Origin of the sequence: Bradyrhizobium lablabi (genome assembly GCF_001440475.1) — a bacterium.
Lineage (GTDB): Bacteria > Pseudomonadota > Alphaproteobacteria > Rhizobiales > Xanthobacteraceae > Bradyrhizobium > Bradyrhizobium lablabi.
Genome location: NZ_LLYB01000058.1, coordinates 299 through 17,266, shown reverse-complemented (window position 1 = coordinate 17,266; position 16,968 = coordinate 299). Strand labels below are relative to the sequence as shown.

At 62.3% G+C, this 16,968-nt stretch carries 15 protein-coding genes, 2 tRNA genes and 2 pseudogenes; 12 read left to right on the top strand and 7 right to left on the bottom strand.

Going from position 1 to position 16,968, the window contains the following annotated elements:
• Positions 1 to 102 precede the first annotated feature (102 nt).
• The coding region (locus tag CQ14_RS12280) for a CHASE2 domain-containing protein (protein ID WP_245320311.1) at positions 103 to 1,824 on the bottom strand (1,722 nt) is incomplete at its 3' end.
• A gap of 28 nt (positions 1,825 to 1,852) precedes the next feature.
• Entirely contained in the window at positions 1,853 to 2,374 is a 522-nt protein-coding gene (locus CQ14_RS12275) for a FecR domain-containing protein (RefSeq protein ID WP_057858201.1), read from the bottom strand.
• Between the two features lie 280 nt (positions 2,375 to 2,654).
• Between CQ14_RS12275 and CQ14_RS12270 the strand changes: the two genes are divergently transcribed.
• The 6 genes and pseudogenes from CQ14_RS12270 (at position 2,655) to lepB (ending at position 8,388) form a co-directional block, all read left to right on the top strand.
• A complete protein-coding gene (locus CQ14_RS12270; protein WP_057858141.1) occupies positions 2,655 to 3,350 on the top strand; it encodes a DUF899 family protein in 696 nt (231 codons plus the stop codon).
• 155 nt (positions 3,351 to 3,505) lie between these two features.
• Positions 3,506 to 4,147: a glutathione S-transferase family protein gene (locus tag CQ14_RS12265; protein WP_057858140.1), complete on the top strand. Its 642-nt coding sequence runs from the start codon at positions 3,506 to 3,508 to the stop codon at positions 4,145 to 4,147.
• 82 nt (positions 4,148 to 4,229) lie between these two features.
• Positions 4,230 to 4,319, top strand: a pseudogene (locus CQ14_RS43530) (IS5/IS1182 family transposase); the annotation flags it as partial.
• Between the two features lie 409 nt (positions 4,320 to 4,728).
• Complete coding sequence (locus CQ14_RS12260) at positions 4,729 to 6,069, top strand: RtcB family protein (protein ID WP_057858139.1); 1,341 nt, start codon at positions 4,729 to 4,731, stop codon at positions 6,067 to 6,069.
• A 270-nt stretch (positions 6,070 to 6,339) separates the two neighbouring features.
• Positions 6,340 to 7,482 carry a DUF2778 domain-containing protein gene (locus CQ14_RS12255; protein ID WP_082649829.1) on the top strand — a complete coding sequence of 381 codons (1,143 nt, stop codon included), beginning with the start codon at positions 6,340 to 6,342 and terminating at the stop codon, positions 7,480 to 7,482.
• Between the two features lie 144 nt (positions 7,483 to 7,626).
• Entirely contained in the window at positions 7,627 to 8,388 is a 762-nt protein-coding gene (lepB, locus tag CQ14_RS12250; protein WP_082649828.1) for a signal peptidase I, read from the top strand.
• Between the two features lie 204 nt (positions 8,389 to 8,592).
• On the opposite strand, the gene CQ14_RS12245 is transcribed toward lepB, so the two are convergent.
• Complete coding sequence (locus CQ14_RS12245) at positions 8,593 to 9,714, bottom strand: IS481 family transposase (protein ID WP_082649827.1); 1,122 nt, start codon at positions 9,712 to 9,714, stop codon at positions 8,593 to 8,595.
• Between the two features lie 405 nt (positions 9,715 to 10,119).
• Between CQ14_RS12245 and CQ14_RS12240 the strand changes: the two genes are divergently transcribed.
• From CQ14_RS12240 to CQ14_RS12215, 6 genes are all read left to right on the top strand, one after another.
• Positions 10,120 to 10,189 (top strand) — tRNA-Thr (locus CQ14_RS12240).
• Between the two features lie 8 nt (positions 10,190 to 10,197).
• Positions 10,198 to 10,263 (top strand) — tRNA-His (locus CQ14_RS12235).
• Positions 10,264 to 10,618: 355 nt separating this feature from the next.
• Positions 10,619 to 11,752, top strand: coding sequence for a slipin family protein (locus CQ14_RS12230; protein WP_430650169.1), 1,134 nt, complete (start codon positions 10,619 to 10,621; stop codon positions 11,750 to 11,752).
• Between the two features lie 69 nt (positions 11,753 to 11,821).
• On the top strand, positions 11,822 to 13,180 hold the full coding sequence (locus tag CQ14_RS12225; RefSeq protein WP_057858136.1) for an RtcB family protein: 1,359 nt from the start codon (positions 11,822 to 11,824) through the stop codon (positions 13,178 to 13,180).
• Between the two features lie 105 nt (positions 13,181 to 13,285).
• The gene (locus tag CQ14_RS12220) at positions 13,286 to 13,840 is read left to right on the top strand and encodes a GNAT family N-acetyltransferase (RefSeq protein WP_245320310.1); all 555 of its coding nucleotides are present in this window, start codon (positions 13,286 to 13,288) and stop codon (positions 13,838 to 13,840) included.
• A 604-nt stretch (positions 13,841 to 14,444) separates the two neighbouring features.
• Positions 14,445 to 15,200 carry a Crp/Fnr family transcriptional regulator gene (locus CQ14_RS12215; RefSeq protein ID WP_057858135.1) on the top strand — a complete coding sequence of 252 codons (756 nt, stop codon included), beginning with the start codon at positions 14,445 to 14,447 and terminating at the stop codon, positions 15,198 to 15,200.
• A gap of 85 nt (positions 15,201 to 15,285) precedes the next feature.
• On the opposite strand, the gene CQ14_RS12210 is transcribed toward CQ14_RS12215, so the two are convergent.
• The 4 genes and pseudogenes from CQ14_RS12210 to groEL form a co-directional block, all read right to left on the bottom strand.
• Positions 15,286 to 15,483 carry a hypothetical protein gene (locus tag CQ14_RS12210; protein WP_156434921.1) on the bottom strand — a complete coding sequence of 66 codons (198 nt, stop codon included), beginning with the start codon at positions 15,481 to 15,483 and terminating at the stop codon, positions 15,286 to 15,288.
• 42 nt (positions 15,484 to 15,525) lie between these two features.
• On the bottom strand, positions 15,526 to 15,735 hold the full coding sequence (locus CQ14_RS12205) for a hypothetical protein (protein ID WP_057858133.1): 210 nt from the start codon (positions 15,733 to 15,735) through the stop codon (positions 15,526 to 15,528).
• Positions 15,736 to 15,945: 210 nt separating this feature from the next.
• Entirely contained in the window at positions 15,946 to 16,392 is a 447-nt protein-coding gene (locus CQ14_RS12195) for a phasin family protein (RefSeq protein ID WP_057858131.1), read from the bottom strand.
• A gap of 402 nt (positions 16,393 to 16,794) precedes the next feature.
• A pseudogene (gene groEL / locus CQ14_RS48215) lies at positions 16,795 to 16,968 on the bottom strand (chaperonin GroEL); the annotation flags it as partial.

Here is a 16,968-nt window from a genome sequence, read left to right as displayed (position 1 = left end):
CCACAGCCAGACGGCGAGCGAGCCGGACCTGCCGCGAATCTGCGCCTCGACGGGGCCGGCAAGGCTGCCGGTCTTCAGCCGCGCGCCGGTACGTTCGGCGGNGAGCGCCAGCCGGACGTCATGGCGGGCCGCCACTTCCATCAGACGGCTCGCCACGTTCACGGTATCGCCGGTCGCGGTGATGTGCTGATGATTGCGGCCACCGAGCCGGGAGGCGACGATCGGTCCGAAATGCGCGCCGATCTTGAAGCCGATCCGATGGGCGATTGCCGGCGGCAGCGCCTCGATCCAGCGGTCGGTCTTGACGCAGAGCGCGATCGAACATTGCGCCGCGCGCACGGCGTCATCGGCCGCCGCCCCCGGCAGGCCGAACAGGATCATGGCGCCGTCGCCGAGGAAGCTCGTGATCATGCCGCCGCACCGCATTACTTCCTTGTCGACCAGCGCGTGAAATTCCTTGAGCAGGCCTCTCGTCACATCCGGATCGAGGGTTTCGCTGAGCGAGGTAAATCCCGAGAGATCGACGAACACGACGGCGGCGTCCTGCCTGACCGGCGCCAGCAGGAAATCGGGATCGCGCCTCAGCCATTGCTGCAGGCCCGGCGTGTGGAATTGTTCGAGCAGCCTGTTTTGCGCGGCGAGATGCTGGGCGCTGCGCCGGCCCGACCATAGCTGGACGGCCCCGAACAGCATCAGCGGCGGCGCTGCCGCGGCGATGGTCGTCGCGGCGTCGAGCCAGATGCCGTGCGCGAAAGCAATCGTGTTCGCTGCCGCCCATGCCAGCACCATCGCGCTGACCGCCACCAGCCCGATCGCGTTTCGCCGCCAGGCCAGGAGACCTATCAGCAGCAGCGGCAGCAGCACCGTCGTCACGGCCTCGGCGATGCGAACCGTCCGGTCGCGCACGACGCCGTCTCCCGCGATCAGATGCGTGATCGCGGTGGAAATGATTTCGACGCCCGGCATCAGTGAATCGAACGGCGTCGGGAAGAAGTCGCCGGCGCCGGTCGCGGTCGCGCCGATGACGACGATCCGGCCCTGGATCGCGCCCCTGTCGATCTGGCCGTCGATCACATTGGCGGCGCTGATGGTGCGGATGGTGTGGCGCGGGCCGTAATAGGAAATCGGCAACGCATAGTCCGAAGCGGTCGCGATCGGCCGGTCGCCGAATATGAGACGGTCGGGCTCGATCGTCAGCTTCTCGCCGATCGCAATCGAGGCGACACGCAGCGGAAACGACAATTCGATTCTGTCGCGGGTCCGGAACAGCATCGGGACCGACAGCGGCGTGCCGCTCTGGCCTGTCGCCACGTTGGCGATACCGACTTCCCCGCGCTCGGCAAATGCCGGTAGCGGCAGCAGGAAGCGGTCGGCCTTCGGCAGATGGGCCAGTGGCCCATCGCTCTGCGTCGCGGGTTGAACGATGTTCGGGAATACTGCCGCGGCCGCCAGCACCGTCGGGCGCGCCGCGAACGATTGTGCGAGCGCCGCATCGCCGTCGGCGGGACCCTTGTCGAGCAGCAGGAGATCGACGGCAATCACCTTCGGCTCCAGCCGCGCGATCGCCTCGACGATCTTGGCCAGTTCCGTGCGGGGCAGGGGATAGGTGCCGCCGAGCTTGACGATGGTGTCGTCGATCGCAACGATCGTGACGAGATCCGGCGGCGCCTTTACGCCACGCAGCAGCGTTCGCACGTCGGTCAATGCGGACTCCAGCCGGTCGAGAAACCGCAAATGGCCGCTCGAATGGCCGAGCCAAATCGCGCCTGCCCATAACCCCGTGCAGAGCAACGCAACCAGAATATGAAGACGTCGATGGCTCATCGGCTCGGCTTCTGTTGTCCCAGTCTTGCTACTGTCCCAGTCTTGCCATCAGCGCCGCGACGCGCGGGGGCGCCCAGCGCTTGACGGCCAGGTCGCCCGATGTCTCGACGTCGACGCCCTCGCCGGGGCCGAGCACGACGCTGCCGCGGCCAGCGGATCGCGCCACGCTCACACGGCCGTCGACGACGAAGACGGAAGTCTTTCCGCCCTCGGCATCCACAGCCCATTTAGTGCCGCGCACCGCGGCAATCGCCTGCGGCGTCACCACGTTGAACCGGGTGCGGCCCGCCTTCTTCGGCACCTCGAGCAACAGCGCCTTGTTGCTGAGCTCGACGGAATCGACATGGCCGTCGCGGTTGCGATCCCTGAGCTCGAACTTAGCACCGCTCTCGGCAACGATTGTGATCTCGCTCTCACAATGCAAGGTTTGTGTTCCCTGCGCCGTCTGGGCGGACGTGCAGCCTGGCTTTGCCGGCTGGGCCGCCGCGGGTCCGGCAAACAACAGCAGGGCGCTCGCAAGGGCGATCGATCCGGCGCGTGCCAGCATCATTGTCATGGCAGCTTCCCCTTTGGGTACGGGCGAATATAGCGTTAGGGGGTGATACGGCACCGTATCACATACCGTCTCCAGGGCAAAGCCAATGGCCGGCGATAATGTGTCTATGTGCGACGATTAAGGTTCGGCGATAGCTGCCATGCGAGAACAGGGCAAAAACCCCGCCTAAACGGACTGAAAACCAGCAGTTTAGCCCCAAAATTTTCGCTCGCCGCTGTCGGCCCGACAAGGCCTGTAACGTCTTCCAATCGTCCAGTCCAATGGAGGTGTTGTCATGTCCGGTTCCGCACTGAAACCCGCCGCCGAACTCGCACGCGGAAACGGCGTGCGCTTCCCCAACGAGAGCGCCGAGTATCGTCGCGCCCGCGAGCGATTGCTGGCGGAGGAGATCGAACTGCGCCGCCACATCGAGCGCGTGGCAGAGTTGCGTCGCGCATTGCCGCCGGGCGGCGCCGTGACGAAGAACTATGTGTTCGAAGGCGAGGGCGGCAAGGCGACCTTGTCGGACCTGTTCGGCAACAAGCAGACGCTGGTGATCTACAGCTACATGTTCGGTCCGCAGCGCGAGCAGCCGTGCCCGATGTGCACCTCCTTCATGAGCACCTGGGAAGCCAAGCTGCCCGATGTCGAACAGCGCATCGCATTCGTGTTCGTGGCGCGCTCGCCGATCGCGCGATTGATCGAGGCGAAGAGGGCGCGCGGCTGGACGCGACACCGGATCTATTCGGATATGTCGGGCGATTACACGCGCGATTACGTCAGCGCCGCGGATGCCGATGCGCCCGGCTACAACGTGTTCACACGCCGAGACGGCAGCATTCGTCATTTCTGGTCCGCCGAAATGGGACTATCGACCGCCGATCCCGGACAGGACCCGCGCGGCGCGCCTGACATCGATCCGCTGTGGACTATCCTCGACACCACGCCCGAAGGGCGCGGCAAGGACTGGTATCCGCGATTGGGCTACTAGCTAGGTCGTGAACCCATAAAGTGGGAAGGGCCCGCACTGTAGGATGACAAATATGCGCCAAGCCTTGAGCGCATTATGCGCCATCGACAGTCCGTTGCGCGACTGGCTTACCTTTGCGAGTTAGTACATCTAGTCCAATCCAGGAATGCTCAACTATGCTCACCGTCTATGGCGAAGGTCGTGGCTTCCGTGTTATTTGGCTGCTTGAGGAATTAGGATTGGCTTATCGGCTGCGCCCGGTCGATCTGTTCGCAGTCGAGAATGATCGCGATTTCCTCGCGATCAACCCCGGCGGCTTCATTCCCGTACTGCAGGACGGCGAGACGATCATGGTCGAATCGATCGCGATCGTTGAATACCTGCTCGCCCGCCACGGCTCAGGTTCGCTTGCCGTCGCCCCGGACGATCCCGCCTTCGCCTCCTATCTGCAATTTCTCCACTTAGGCGAGGCCGGGCTCGCCGGGCCGATGAACGCCGTCCTTGTCGGTCGCCAACTGGCGCCCGAAGCCGAGCGAAATGCCCGGGTTACCTGCTGGGCACTCGAGACCTTTGAGAGTCGGCTGGGGTTGGTTATCCGCCGCCTCGCGAATTACCCCTATCTCGCCGGCGACCGATTCACGGCTGCCGATATCTCGGTGAGCTACGCCCTCCTGCTCGGCCTGCGAACTGGCAACTACGTCCCCGGATCTAGCGAGCGGGACTATCTCGCCCGCACGACGGCACGCCCTGCATACGCCCGAGCGATGGAAAGCTGCCAGGCTACCAAGGCTTGGGCGGCGAGATCACCGGGATTGTAGTGCTCGCTTCATCGAAGCGGCCAAGCGCTTGGTTGAATAGTTGCGAAAAGCTCCTCATGGGCTTCCAGCTTTCACGTGCGGCCGCTACGACAAGCTCGCCACCGACTTCCTCGCCAAGGTCCAGCTCGCCTCGATCCGGCTGTGGCTCCGCGCTTACGAGTCGACGGCCTAGCATCCGCGACGCGCGGACGTTGTGAGTGCTATTTACAAATCCGGAAATTGATGTATGTGATCGCGCGCTTCCGCGATCTATGGAAATACGATGCTTCGTATAGACACCAACCCGTCAAATTATGCAGGCCAGCCGCTCGTCCGGCGCGGTCGCGCTTTGGCGTGCGTCCTTGGTGTGTATTCGATTTGTGAATCGTACCTCCAAGAAAGACTACTAGCGTAACGCGGCAGCGGGTGTTCCCCTGCCGCCTAGGCAGGGAGAATGATCCGCGGTAAGCCATTTTTGGCAAGCTCGACCTCCTAATTCCTCCCTGCCTGCAAACCCAACCGGCCTGTGTCGCGACTGACGCAGGTCGTTCCGGAGTCCTGAGCGGCTTTCGGAACGATATAGTGCAGTGAAGGAGAGTGAGATGCGATCCGATCCCTACCAGGAGCGCGCTCGGGCCCTGGCCGTCGAGGCCGGGCTCGACCCCGATGCAAAGATCGATCGGCCCGGCCAGCGGCCGATGCCGACCTGGTGCCTGTTTCGCGACGCCGCGCGCAAGGAGAAGCTTGCGCGGGACGCGGAGGCTGTTGCTTCCGATATCGCGCTCAGGCCGCAGGCTGAGCAGTACCAGAACAGTCCGCTCAAGATCTTCGGCAAGCACGACGACGCCACGATCGCGCAGATGCGCAATTGCATGTCGGTCGGCAACGCGGTCGCCGGTGTCATCTGCGCGGACGGTCATCTCGGCTATGCGCAGCCGGTCGGTGGCGTCATCGCCTATGAGAAGCAGATCAGCATCTCCGGCGTCGGCTTCGACATCGGTTGCGGCAACATGGCCGTGCGCCTCGATACACCGTTCAGCCAGATCGAGAGCAACGTCGGCACGATCATCAAGGATGTGCACAACGTGATCTCGTTCGGTGTCGGACGTACCAACGACGAGCGGGTCGAGCATGAACTGTTCGACGACGCCGACGCGTGGCGGGAATCCGACATGGGCGCTTACCGGCAGAAGGCGGTGTCGCAGCTCGGCACCGTCGGATCGGGCAATCACTATGTCGATCTGCTGCGCGACGAGGAGGGCTTTGTCTGGATCGGCGTGCACTTCGGCAGCCGCGGCCTTGGCCACACCAGCGCGACCCGCTACCTCAAGGCCGCGGGCGGCACGGACGGCATGAACGTGCCGCCCGCCGTCATCGACGAGGACAGCGAGATCGGACGGCGCTACATCGCGGCGATGCAGCTCGCCGGGCGCTATTCCTATGCCGGCCGCGAATGGGTGGTCGAGCGCGTCCGCAAGATCATCGGCGGCGAGGTCACCGACATGGTTCACAACCACCACAACTACGCGTGGCGGGAGAACCATGGCGGCAAGGATCTGTGGGTGGTGCGCAAGGGCGCGACCCCGGCATTTCCCGGCCAGCGTGGCTTCATCGGCGGATCGATGGGCGACGATGCTGTTATCGTCGAGGGCGTCGACAGCGAGGAGGCGAAGGCTTCGCTCTATTCGACGGTGCACGGCGCGGGCCGTCTGTTTGGCCGCAAGGAAGCCAAGCGGCGGTTCACGCGCACGGAGATGGACGCCTGGCTGCACTCCCGCGGCGTGACGCTGGTCGGCGCGGACCTCGACGAAAGCCCGATGGCCTACCGCCGGCTGCCGGAGGTGATCGCCGAACATTCCGGCTCGGTCAGGGTGCAGCACACGCTGCGTCCGTTCGCCGTGGCGATGGCCGGCGAGAACGAGTTCGACCCGTTCAAGGACTAATGCCTCAACTTGGCCCGATATGGGACATCCGGTGGGCAGAACCGCCGGATGTCCCTGATTGTGGCGAAATCCCCGCATCATTACGGAGGCAATTTCCCCAATAGTTCCATGCATTTGGGCCTTGCCTTACATCCGCCCGGGTTTAAGCCGGATTTAACTAAAAGTCGCCTTAATGACGCTCTGTGCCTCTGCGAGATGCTGCCGGGGACCTATCGGGACGCGGCATCAAACGGGGGACTTGGTGGAAGTGTTGTTCTGGGCGTTGTGTGAATGAGTAAGCGTAAGCGTGCGTACGGCCCTGCGGTGCACAACCGCAGGAAATCCTCCGGCAAAGGCATTCCTCAGTATTTTCTTGGCGGTGTCGCGGTCGCCGGCCTCGTGCTGGGCTGCGGCTGGACCGTTTACAGCAACGTGATCGGCGCCAGCATCTATCCCTCCGTGACCAGCGCCGCCTATGAGGCGCCCGCCGCCAGCAACTCGACCACGATCGCCGCCAGCCCGGTACGGCCGGCCTTCGACGAAATCTTCGCATCGCTGGAGCAGCGGCCGCTGGTGATGCCAGCCCCGGAGAACGTCGCGAGTTCGCTGATGTTCAACGAAAGGTTCGCCGCCGCGGCCGCGCAAGGCGCACCGTCGAGAGCTGGCGAGGCCAGGCCCGTCGAAACAACGAAACTGGCGGAGGCTTCGCCGCCGGCTGAACCGCCAAAGGCCGTCGAGGCGCCCAAGCGTGCGGAAACGCCGAAGCCGAAGGTTGCGGCCCCGGCGACCCAGCTTGCGCTCAATGTCCCGGCCCCGGCGCCGCAGGAACCTGCGAAAGCCTCCGGCAACTCCCTTCGCGACATGGCGCAGCGCGCCAAGGCGGCGGTGATGTCGATCGGCACGAGCGACAGGTCGAACATGGTCGAGAAGCTGTGGGGCAAGCAGCCGTCGAACTCGCTATTGGCCTATGCCTCCGCCGACGCCAGCGTCACCGGAAGCATCATCGATACGCGAAGCCAGAACCCGATGCTCGGTGGTTCGCCGCCTTATGATCGTCAGACCGCGGTCTACGATATTTCCGCGAAGATGGTCTATCTGCCCGATGGCACCAGGCTGGAGGCCCATTCCGGCCTCGGCTCCAGGATGGACGACGTTCGCTCTGCGCACGTGCGGATGCAGGGCGTTACGCCGCCGCACATCTACGAACTGAAGCCGCGCGAGGCGCTGTTTCACGGCGTGCCGGCGCTGCGGCTGACGCCGATCGGCGGTCAGGACAAGATCTTCAACCGCGACGGATTGCTCGCCCACACCTACATGCTCGGGCCGAGCGGACAATCCAACGGTTGCGTGTCGTTCAAGGATTACTACGCCTTCCTCGACGCCTACAAGAACAAGGGCATCCGCCGCCTCGCGGTGCTGGCGAAGGTTCAGTAGGCGCGGCTTTCTGCTGGGGAAGACGACCATCCCAAAGTTTGTTCGGCTCGCACCTCTTCGACGGCGGCGACTTGGAATCAACGCAAGATTGCACTTGACGCCATCTCGGTTATCCTGATCGCGAGCGATCAGGATTGGGTAATCATGACGTTGGTTCAGAACGCAGGTCGATCCCCACGCAGATGGGGCAAGATAGCCTTGGTTGTCGTGGCCGTGACTTTGGCGATCCCGCTATTCTCGCCGATCATATTCCGAACGTTCCTGTTCCAGCCGTTTTATATTCCGGCCCGTTCGATGATGCCGACGCTGCTGGAAGGCGATAGCTTGTTCGTCTCGAAATATGCTTACGGCTACAGCCGTTATTCCCTGCCGCTTTCTCCGCGTCTGTTTTCAGGACGCATCTTCGGCTCGGTGCCGGAGCGCGGCGACGTCGTTGTCTTTCGAGCGCCAAGAAACGACGCGGTCGATTACATCAAGCGTGTCATTGGATTGCCTGGCGACCGCATTCAAATGCAGCAGGGGCTGCTCTACATCAACGGCGTGCCGGTACAACGGCAGAGATTGTCCGATGTCGTCGGCGATGAGCCGTGCGGGGCGGGTGATGGCAAGCGGACCAAGCGCTGGCGCGAAACACTGGTGAATGGCGTGAGCCATGAAACACTCGATTGCGTCGACAACGGCTTTTACGACAACACGAGAGTCTACGATGTTCCGGCTGGCCACGTCTTTGTACTCGGTGATAACCGTGACAATTCCACGGATAGCCGGGTGCTTTCGGCGATCGGCTACGTGCCGGTCGAAAACATCGTTGGTCGCGCCGGACTTATCTATTTTTCTCGCAAGCCCAGTACCGACGGAGATCTATCGATCGTGCGAACCGAACGCATAGGCACGCTTGTGCGTTGATCGCGATCTTCGCGTGACGACAGATCTCGTAGGGTGGGCAAAGCGACCTGTCCGCCGTAGCTCAACGAGCGAAGGCGGAAGCGTGCCCATCATTCAATGCAATGCTGTTGATGGATGGTGGGCTACTCCACGTCATTGCGAGCGCAGTGTGCAGCCCGGAGAGATAGCTTACACCTGTTCGGGGACATGGTTGACACTTTTGGATCACCCTAAATCGATTGCCGCGACCTGATGGGCGGCGAAGAATATTCCGAACCTGCCGTCCGTATCGAGTGGACGGATCGCAAGCCGCTCGCCACGAAAGGCCTGGGGGACTTTCCACAATTTGCCTTTGAAGCTGACGTAGGCCTTGGTGGTGGAGACGGAGCGGACGATCTCGTGCTCGTCGTAGTCCACCCTTGGCAAGCTGTCCGGCATCGTCCGCGAGCTGGGTCTGTAGCGGCTTGCCGGCACGTTGTAGTTCAACGCCTCATGCGGCCGATCGAGATTGTAGATGCCTCGCCATTGGTCGAACGCGCGCTGGACATCGGCAAGGTCACGGTAGCGCTTGAAGGCAAACACCTCGGCTTTCAGCGTGCGATGGAAGCGTTCGTTCTTGCCTCTGCTCTGCGGATGATAGGGCCGGCTGTGGATCACCCGAACGCCAAGCTTCAAAAGCCAGACGGTCAGCCCGGTCCAGGGGTCTTCAAGCGTAAAGCCCCAAGGACCGCCATTGTCGACGAACATCGCATCGGGCAGCCCGTAATGGCGGAATGTCTCCTCGAGATGTCCGCGTACTGTCGAGCCTTGCTCGTTGTCACAAGCAGCCAGGCACAACGAGAAACGCGAGTGATCGTCCAGCATCGTCAGCGGGTGACAGGAGACGCCGTTCTCGAGCGGACTGTGCCCCTTGAAATCCATCTGCCAGAGCTGATTGGGTGCTTCCTTCTCGAAGCGGATGTAGGGCTGCCCAGGCGTGCCCGCAGGCTCCGGCACGCGATCGTACCGGCGCAGGATCTCATGCACCGTCGATGTGGCCGGCACGGCCTGCCGGTCGCGCTTCAGGCGATGCAAAATCTTGCGCGCTCCCCAAGCCGGATGGGCATCCCGCAAAGCCACGATCTGCTGCTCGATCGCAGCAGCAGTGCGATCCGGACTATGATGAGGTCGACGCGACCGGTCCGCCAGTGTCGTATCGCCCGCATCGTACCGCTCAATCCACTTGTAGCCGGTCTGGGCACTGATGCCGAACTGCTGGCACAGCTTCCGCCGGTTTACTCCCTCCTGCTTGGCAAGCATCACGAACTCACGTCGTTGGTCCATGACAGACACCTCTCGCCACGGCATGGCTCGCCCCCTTGTTCGACGAATCCTGCCGATTTTGACGTGTCAACCATGTCCCCGAACAGGTGTAAGCTATCTCTCCGGGCTGAACAGCAGCGAAGCAATCCATAGTTCAACGCGGGGATANCTTCGTCGCGGAGCCTGTCATCGGGCGCGCATTCGCGCGACCCGTTGGCTCGTCGCAATGACGGTCGGATGTAGCATCGCCGTTGCCTTTGCCTATCCTGCGCGCTGTGCTCGCGCCGCAACAATCCATCTTGGCGACGAAAAAAATCCGGCGTGGGGGCTTGCAATCTCAAGCTGCTTGCTTTATTTCCGCGCTCCCTTGCTTTGGCCATGGGTTCGGGCTCGTTGTGATCCCGACTGGCGCGGGCCGTCTTACGGTTTCGTGTTCCGCCGAACGAGGATGCGACAGTAGCTCAGCGGTAGAGCGTCGGGATGTACCCGAAGGTCGCCGGTTCGATTCCGGTCTGTAGCACACACGAAGGATAGCTCAGTTTGGTAGAGCAGATGAATGTGAATCATCCTGTCGCGGGTTCGAATCCCGCTCCAGCGCTCCGTTTCAGCCTGAAAAGCTGATGCCTCTGAAGGGGACCGGACGCGCGCTTCAGTCGCGGTCCGGCCGTCTTGCCGAAAGGCTTTTCGTCCGAACTTAGACACTGTGAGACCGGCTTTGCGCCGCGGTGGATACCACCTGCGTTGATGCCGGGTGGCTACGTGCGAACGCTCGACGCAAGTCGAGCGATTGCACGCGTGCGCCCGTCGTCGCGCAGGCTCAAACCCGGCCCGCCGAGCTTTCAGGAAGCGTCGTCCGCGTCCCCACGTCCTTTGCAAACGAAACCCGCATTCCGACCCCGCGAGGGCCGGAGGCAAACCATGGAGGCGTGCCGTGACCTGGCATTTGCTGATGAAGACGCTGACGGTGAAGGATGGCGAGCGCGCATTGCTGACGCGTAACGGCAGGCTCGAGCGCGTGCTCGAACCCGGCCGTCACCGGCTGTTCGATCTGCGGCGTCAGTTGACGGCGGAGATCTTCAACGTCGTTCGCACCGAATTTCCCGCGGAGCGTTACGCGGTGCTGAAGGCCGCGCGGCCTGATCTGGCCGCTGAGCTGTTCGAGGCGGTGGAGACGAAGGCGAACGAGATCGCCATCGTCAGCCTCGACGGCCGTCCCGTGCACCTGATGACGCCCTGGCAGGCGCGCGTCTACTGGAAGGTTGCGACCTCGATCGACGTCGAGCGCATCGATGTGGCTGATGATCCCCGCGTGACCGCGCGTCACCTGGCGATGATCGAGCGCAACCGTCCCACCATCGTGACGGAAGCGGTGGTCGAGAACCACGAGGCCGGTTTGCTCTATGTCGAGGGCCGGCTGGTGGAGCGGCTTGTGCCCGGCCGGCATGCGTTCTGGATCGCCGGCCGCAAGATCGAGGTCAAGCGCCTCGACCTGCGTCCCCAGGCGGTCGAGATCACCGCGCAGGAAATGCTGACCAAGGATCGCATCGCGCTGCGTGTGACCCTGACGGCATTCCGCCGGATCGTCGACCCCGAGCGCGTGGTCGCGGCCGTGCCCGACGTGGATGCGTGGCTGTACCGCCTGGTGCAGTTCGCGATCCGCGAGGCGGTGGCGGGCCGCACGCTCGACGAGGTGTTGTCGGCGAAGGCTGCGCTGGATGCGGAGCTGCGCGACTATGTCCGCGACCGCGTCGCTGATAGCGGCGTGGAGGTTACGGAGCTCGGTGTGAAGGACGTGATCCTGCCCGGCGAGATCCGCGAGCTCGTCAACAAGGTCGTGGAGGCGGAGCGGGTCGCGAAGGCGAACCTGATCCGCCGGCAGGAAGAGACTGCGGCAACGCGCTCGCTCCTGAACACGGCCAAGCTGATGGAGGAGAACCCTCTGCTGCTGCGGCTCAAGGAGCTGGAGTCGCTGGAGCGGCTGGTCGAGAAGGTCGGCCGGATCGACCTGCATGCAGGCGACGGGCAGGGCCTCGACGCGCTGCTGAGCAAGCTGGTCCGCATCAAGTCCGCGGAGAATGCGTGACAAGGAAGGGTCGCCTACGGGCGGCCCTTCATCGAATGGAACGAACGACAATTCGTCGAGGCGGTAATCATGAGAGTATCTCAGACCATTGACGGTGACACCCTGATCGCCTGGGGCTTTAGACCCGGGCGCTGGTTCAAGGATGCCTTGGAGACCGCCAACACCATGCGCGCCGGCGGCGCGGATGACGATGCGATCTTTGTCGCGCTGCAGGCCCTGCAGCCGATTGAAACGTTGATGCGGACCAACGGTCTGCCGTTCTCGATGCTGATCGATGCCGAGAACGAGCTGGAGCGTGCCAACATCGCAGCCGTCGCCCAGCACATGGATGCGTTGATGCGGGTGCCGACAATCGTGGCCGGTGCTGTGATGCCCGATGCCTGCCCGTCAGGGACGACGGCCGGGACGATCCCGGTCGGCGGCGTTGTCGCATGCGAGGATGCGATCCATCCAGGATTCCATTCGTCGGACATTTGCTGCTCAGTCGCCATTACGGTGTTTGCCCGCAAGGATGATCCCAAGCGAATTCTCGATGCCGTTCAGAGTGTCACCCATTTCGGTCCGGGCGGCCGGGACGGCATTCACATGCCGCCCGACGAGATCATGTCGAAATTTGCCGTCAATCCATTCCTGAAGGGCCTCGAGAGGTTTGCGATCGGTCACTTTGCCACGCAAGGCGACGGCAATCACTTTGCCTATGTCGGTCACCTCAAATCGACCGGGCATGCCGCATTAGTGACGCACCATGGCTCCCGCGGCCTGGGTGCGCAGGTCTACAAGCGCGGAATGGCAGTCGCCAGAAAGCACACGGCGATTCACGCGCCGAAGATCCCCGACCACAATGCCTGGATCAAGGCGTCAAGCGAGGACGGCCGTGCCTACTGGGAAGCGCTGCAGATCGTGCGGCTCTGGACCAAGGCCAACCACCATGCGATCCACGACCTCACCGCTGCGAAGATCGGCAATAGTATCGTTGATCGCTTCTGGAACGAACACAACTTCGTCTTCAGGAAGGCAGATGGCCTGTTCTATCACGGCAAGGGGGCTACCCCGAACTGGTCCGCCTTCTCCGATGATGATGACGGGCGCACCATCGTTCCGCTCAACATGGCCGAACCGGTGCTGCTGCTGAAGCACAGGGACAACAAGAACGCGCTTGGCTTCGCGCCCCATGGCGCCGGCCGCAACGTCGGACGCAAGGCTTTCCTGCGCGAGAACAAGCCTCGGCTGCCGACCGGCATCGATGCCCGTTTCTACTGCGGCAAGCCTGACCTGTCGGAACTGCCGGAGGCTTACAAGAACGCCGCATCGGTACGATCGCAGATCGCGAAATACGGCCTCGGGGAGGTGATCGATGAGGTGATCCCCTACGGTTCGATCATGGCCGGCGATTGGGAGACCGATGCGCCATGGCGAAAAGCCAGATGAGCGTCTGCGTCCAGCATCCATGACGATGCTGTCAGGTTAAAGGGCCGCCCACGGGCGGCCCTTCATTTTTTGGTTTCAGGCACCACCTGGCAACGCTACATTCTCATGATGTTCCAGCCCGATTTTCAACCGACGCTTGTCGGCCCCAGCATCACCGTCAGACCCATTTCCAGGGACGACTGGACTGAGATGTTTGCGGCCGGCTGCGATCCAGAGATCTGGAAAGTGCATCCGGTGCCGGATCGCTACACCGAAGCGGGGTTTCGCAAATTCTTCGATGGCGCGGTCGATTCGAAAATGGGTTTTGCGTTCATTGACCAGGCGAGTGGACGGATCATCGGCTCGAGCCGGTATTACGGCTATGAGCCCGAATTGAGCGAGATCGAGATCGGCTGGACGTTCCTTGCCCGCAGTCACTGGGGCGGCCGCGCCAATCGCGAGGTCAAGCGGTTGATGCTCGACCACGCTTTCACCGTCGTCGATACCGTGATCTTCTGGGTGGGCGATGAAAACTGGCGCTCGCAGGGCGCCATGACCAAGATCGGCGGTGTCAGGCGCGAGGGGCTGTTCACCCGGGAATTGTCCGGCGACCGGCGCTATTTCATCTTCGAGATCACGAAGGATCGGTATCAGCAGGGTGGCCGCGCGCTGGTGGAATGAAGGGTGCGCCGACGCTGCCCTGGAACGCGGCGCCGACAGCCGCCGGCGGGTCCTGCACCTGAGCGAGTCCGGCCAGCTTCATCACGCGCGAGAAGGCGATGTTGCAGACGCTCGATTCCGCGGAGCGCCGTGAACTCGGCCGCCTGTTCGGCTAGATCATCGCGGTCGCAGACGCTGGGCGAAGACGTATTGACCGCTGCGATGCGCAGCCGGGCAGGGCGAGGGTCACAAGACAACATCGCATCGCTGCCGAATTTTCTTGCATCCTGTCCGAGGAATTGGCTGCAAGGCGATGGGCCGGTCGCCGGGTACATTTGCCATGCTCCGGAATTGGAACTTCCTGCACTGTTACCGTGCTACCCGTATTGTTACCGTATTACCCATGCGTATTTTGCGGTTGCGTCAGGCGACCCATTTGCATCTAACTTCTCACTGCGAGCGGAAAGCCCGCACGCAACCGGGTGTTTGGAATTTGTTATTTGGGGTGCCAGCGTTGTTGCATCAGTGCGCGTTGAGAGAGCAGCTTTAATCTATGTTAAAACGGCCGTTTCGCGGCTCTCCAAATGGAGAGCGCCGCAGACACGTCACTGCGGGATCCTCCGCAATGAACCCTGGCGATGCCATGAGCAATCGCCTTCTTGCAGCATTGCCTGCACCCGATCTCCATCTGTTGGAACCCGAGCTTGAGACAATCGCGCTCGAACAGGACGCGGTCCTTTTGCGGGCGGGGGACGATATTGAGTACGTCGTCTTCCCGCATAGCGGCGCTATCGCGTTGATGATCGACATGGCGGACGGACACACGGTTGCTACCGCGGCAGTCGGGCGTGAGGGAGCCGTCGGCATCCTTTCGGTGCTCGGGCCATCACCTTCGACGACGACGGCCATCGTTCGTGCGGCCGGCACCGCCTCGCGTATTCCTGCATCGCGATTTCACGGCGCCTTTAGCCGAAGCCCCGCGATCCGACGCATGGTTCAAATTCACGTCAGGGCGATGTTGATACAGTTCCAGCTCGGTTTGGCCTGCAATGCGCTGCACCCGGTCGAAGCCCGCATGGCTCGCTGGCTGCTTCAGCTGCGCGACTGTGTCGACCATGATGTGCTCCCGCTCACGCAGCAGGCCCTCTCGCAAATGCTCGGCGTGCGACGTACGACCGTGACGCTCGTGATGCGTAACCTGCGAACGTGCGGGGCAATCAGGTCCGATCGGCGAGGCCTGATCGAGATCGACCGGGCAGGGCTCGCGGCGGCAGCGTGCGAATGCCACAACACCATGCGTCTGGAGGTCGAAGAGATCTTCGCGACGAATTCGACCCAACCCCGGACGGCGATCGAGATCAAATCGCGCGACGCGATGTGAGCGCATTTCGCGCGACCGCGTGAACTTCCACGTCGCGACTTGCCGCGACCGCGTTACGGGAACGCCCCATCAGCCGCGGAGCCAATCAGGTTTTCGGCCGCCAATCACGTTCAGGCGCTGATTCGGATGCCGCCTCGAGCTTCGCAATTTCTCGCAACGCCTTCGCCGTCTGACGCAGTTCCTTGCGCTCGGGGCCCGGCTTCAGCCGTCGTGCTTCATCGAGAATGTCCTTGGCCTGCAGCAGCCAGGTGGATGTTTCGTTTGTGATTTGCATGCGTGGCATGGCGCCCCTCCATCGCGATCGTCACCCGATCTGTGTCGACGACTACGCCGGGGCACCGGCACGATGCCGCACCCGGATGCCCGGCTCGTCGACCCAGGCTTCGCGGGCAAACCACGGATGATCGGTGTGGCAGATCACGCAACGCGTACGCGAAAAAAACACCGGGCGACGGCCGAAGCTTTCACGATCAGTCTTGATTCCGGTGGGTATCGCCAATCCGGTTTGCGGACATTTGACCATCACCATACCCATGTCGATCTCCCTAGCGATTGTCTTTATCGTTGGTGCAAAAAGCTCCGGCCGGTTGGAAGGTGCCCGTTATCGGTGCGATTACTTGGGGGGGCATTTCGCACCTTGTCTGGTCGAGCACGGCCAGTGGGGGCTGCATGCTCGTCAGGCTCATCTCCAACCGGCCGGATCCCTCCTCAACACGAAATCCTTGGACGTGCTGCGCGGGCTGTTTTAGCCAGCTTGGCGGAAGACGTTGGTGAGGTGCTTCCTGATCGGCTCACCCGTCTCGGTCGCAAGCCTCTGGGCGAGGACCCACAACTCCCTGTTCTGGTTGGAAGCGGCATCGAACGCCTTGCGCGTTTGCGCCGCGGACAACGTAAGAACATCTGTCGCAGACTTGCTGCCACAGAGATCGATCAGGAAATCAAGCGCGGAGGCCGCGTTGGCGTTTGAGATTTGAAAGAGCTTCAGCCCGTAGTCGGTCGTGTTTCGGGAACTGCTCGAACAGGTCTCGCGCAGCGCTTCGGTCATCTCCTCCGAAGCGGCCTTGATCTTCTCGAAGCTTTCCCGCGCGCGCGCCACGACCTGTTCGTTGCTGCCGATGCCAGGCAAGGCGATGGTCGAGAAATCCGGTAGCGGCGTCCTGAAGACCTTGGTTCCGTTTGCGATTACTTTCATTTCACTTTCACTCACGCAACATTACTCCTTCTCAAGCGAAAGCATTCTCCGCGACGCTCGCATGCGTCACGAGAGCTCGCGCTCCGTGTTCCGATCAGATTTTGGATGAGCTTTGATTTAGCCCCGACCCGGATACAACTTTGGGCCAAGAGAAGCGGAACGTCGGTTCGAATTCCGACTCTCGCGAGAATTTTTTTTAAGATTGTCAACCTAAACGATCGTATATTTGCGGGAGCACTGTGCATAACAGGGATATCGCAGGGGGCAGGAAGCTTTTTGCTCAGGTCGCGTTGCAAGTGAGCCTTCACGGCTGTGGCGGTTATCCACATCGCCTCCCAAACAAAAACCCCGGCATCGCTGCCGGGGTTTTGCATTTCTTGCGTATCGCCTGAGTGGCTGGACTTAGAAGTCCATGCCGCCCATGCCGCCGCCGGGGGGCATGCCGCCGCCGGCCGGAGCGTTCTTCTTCGGCAATTCGGCGATCATGGCTTCGGTGGTGATCAGGAGAGCCGCGACCGAGGACGCGTTCTGGATCGCCGCACGGACCACCTTGGTCGGGTCGATGATGCCCTTGGA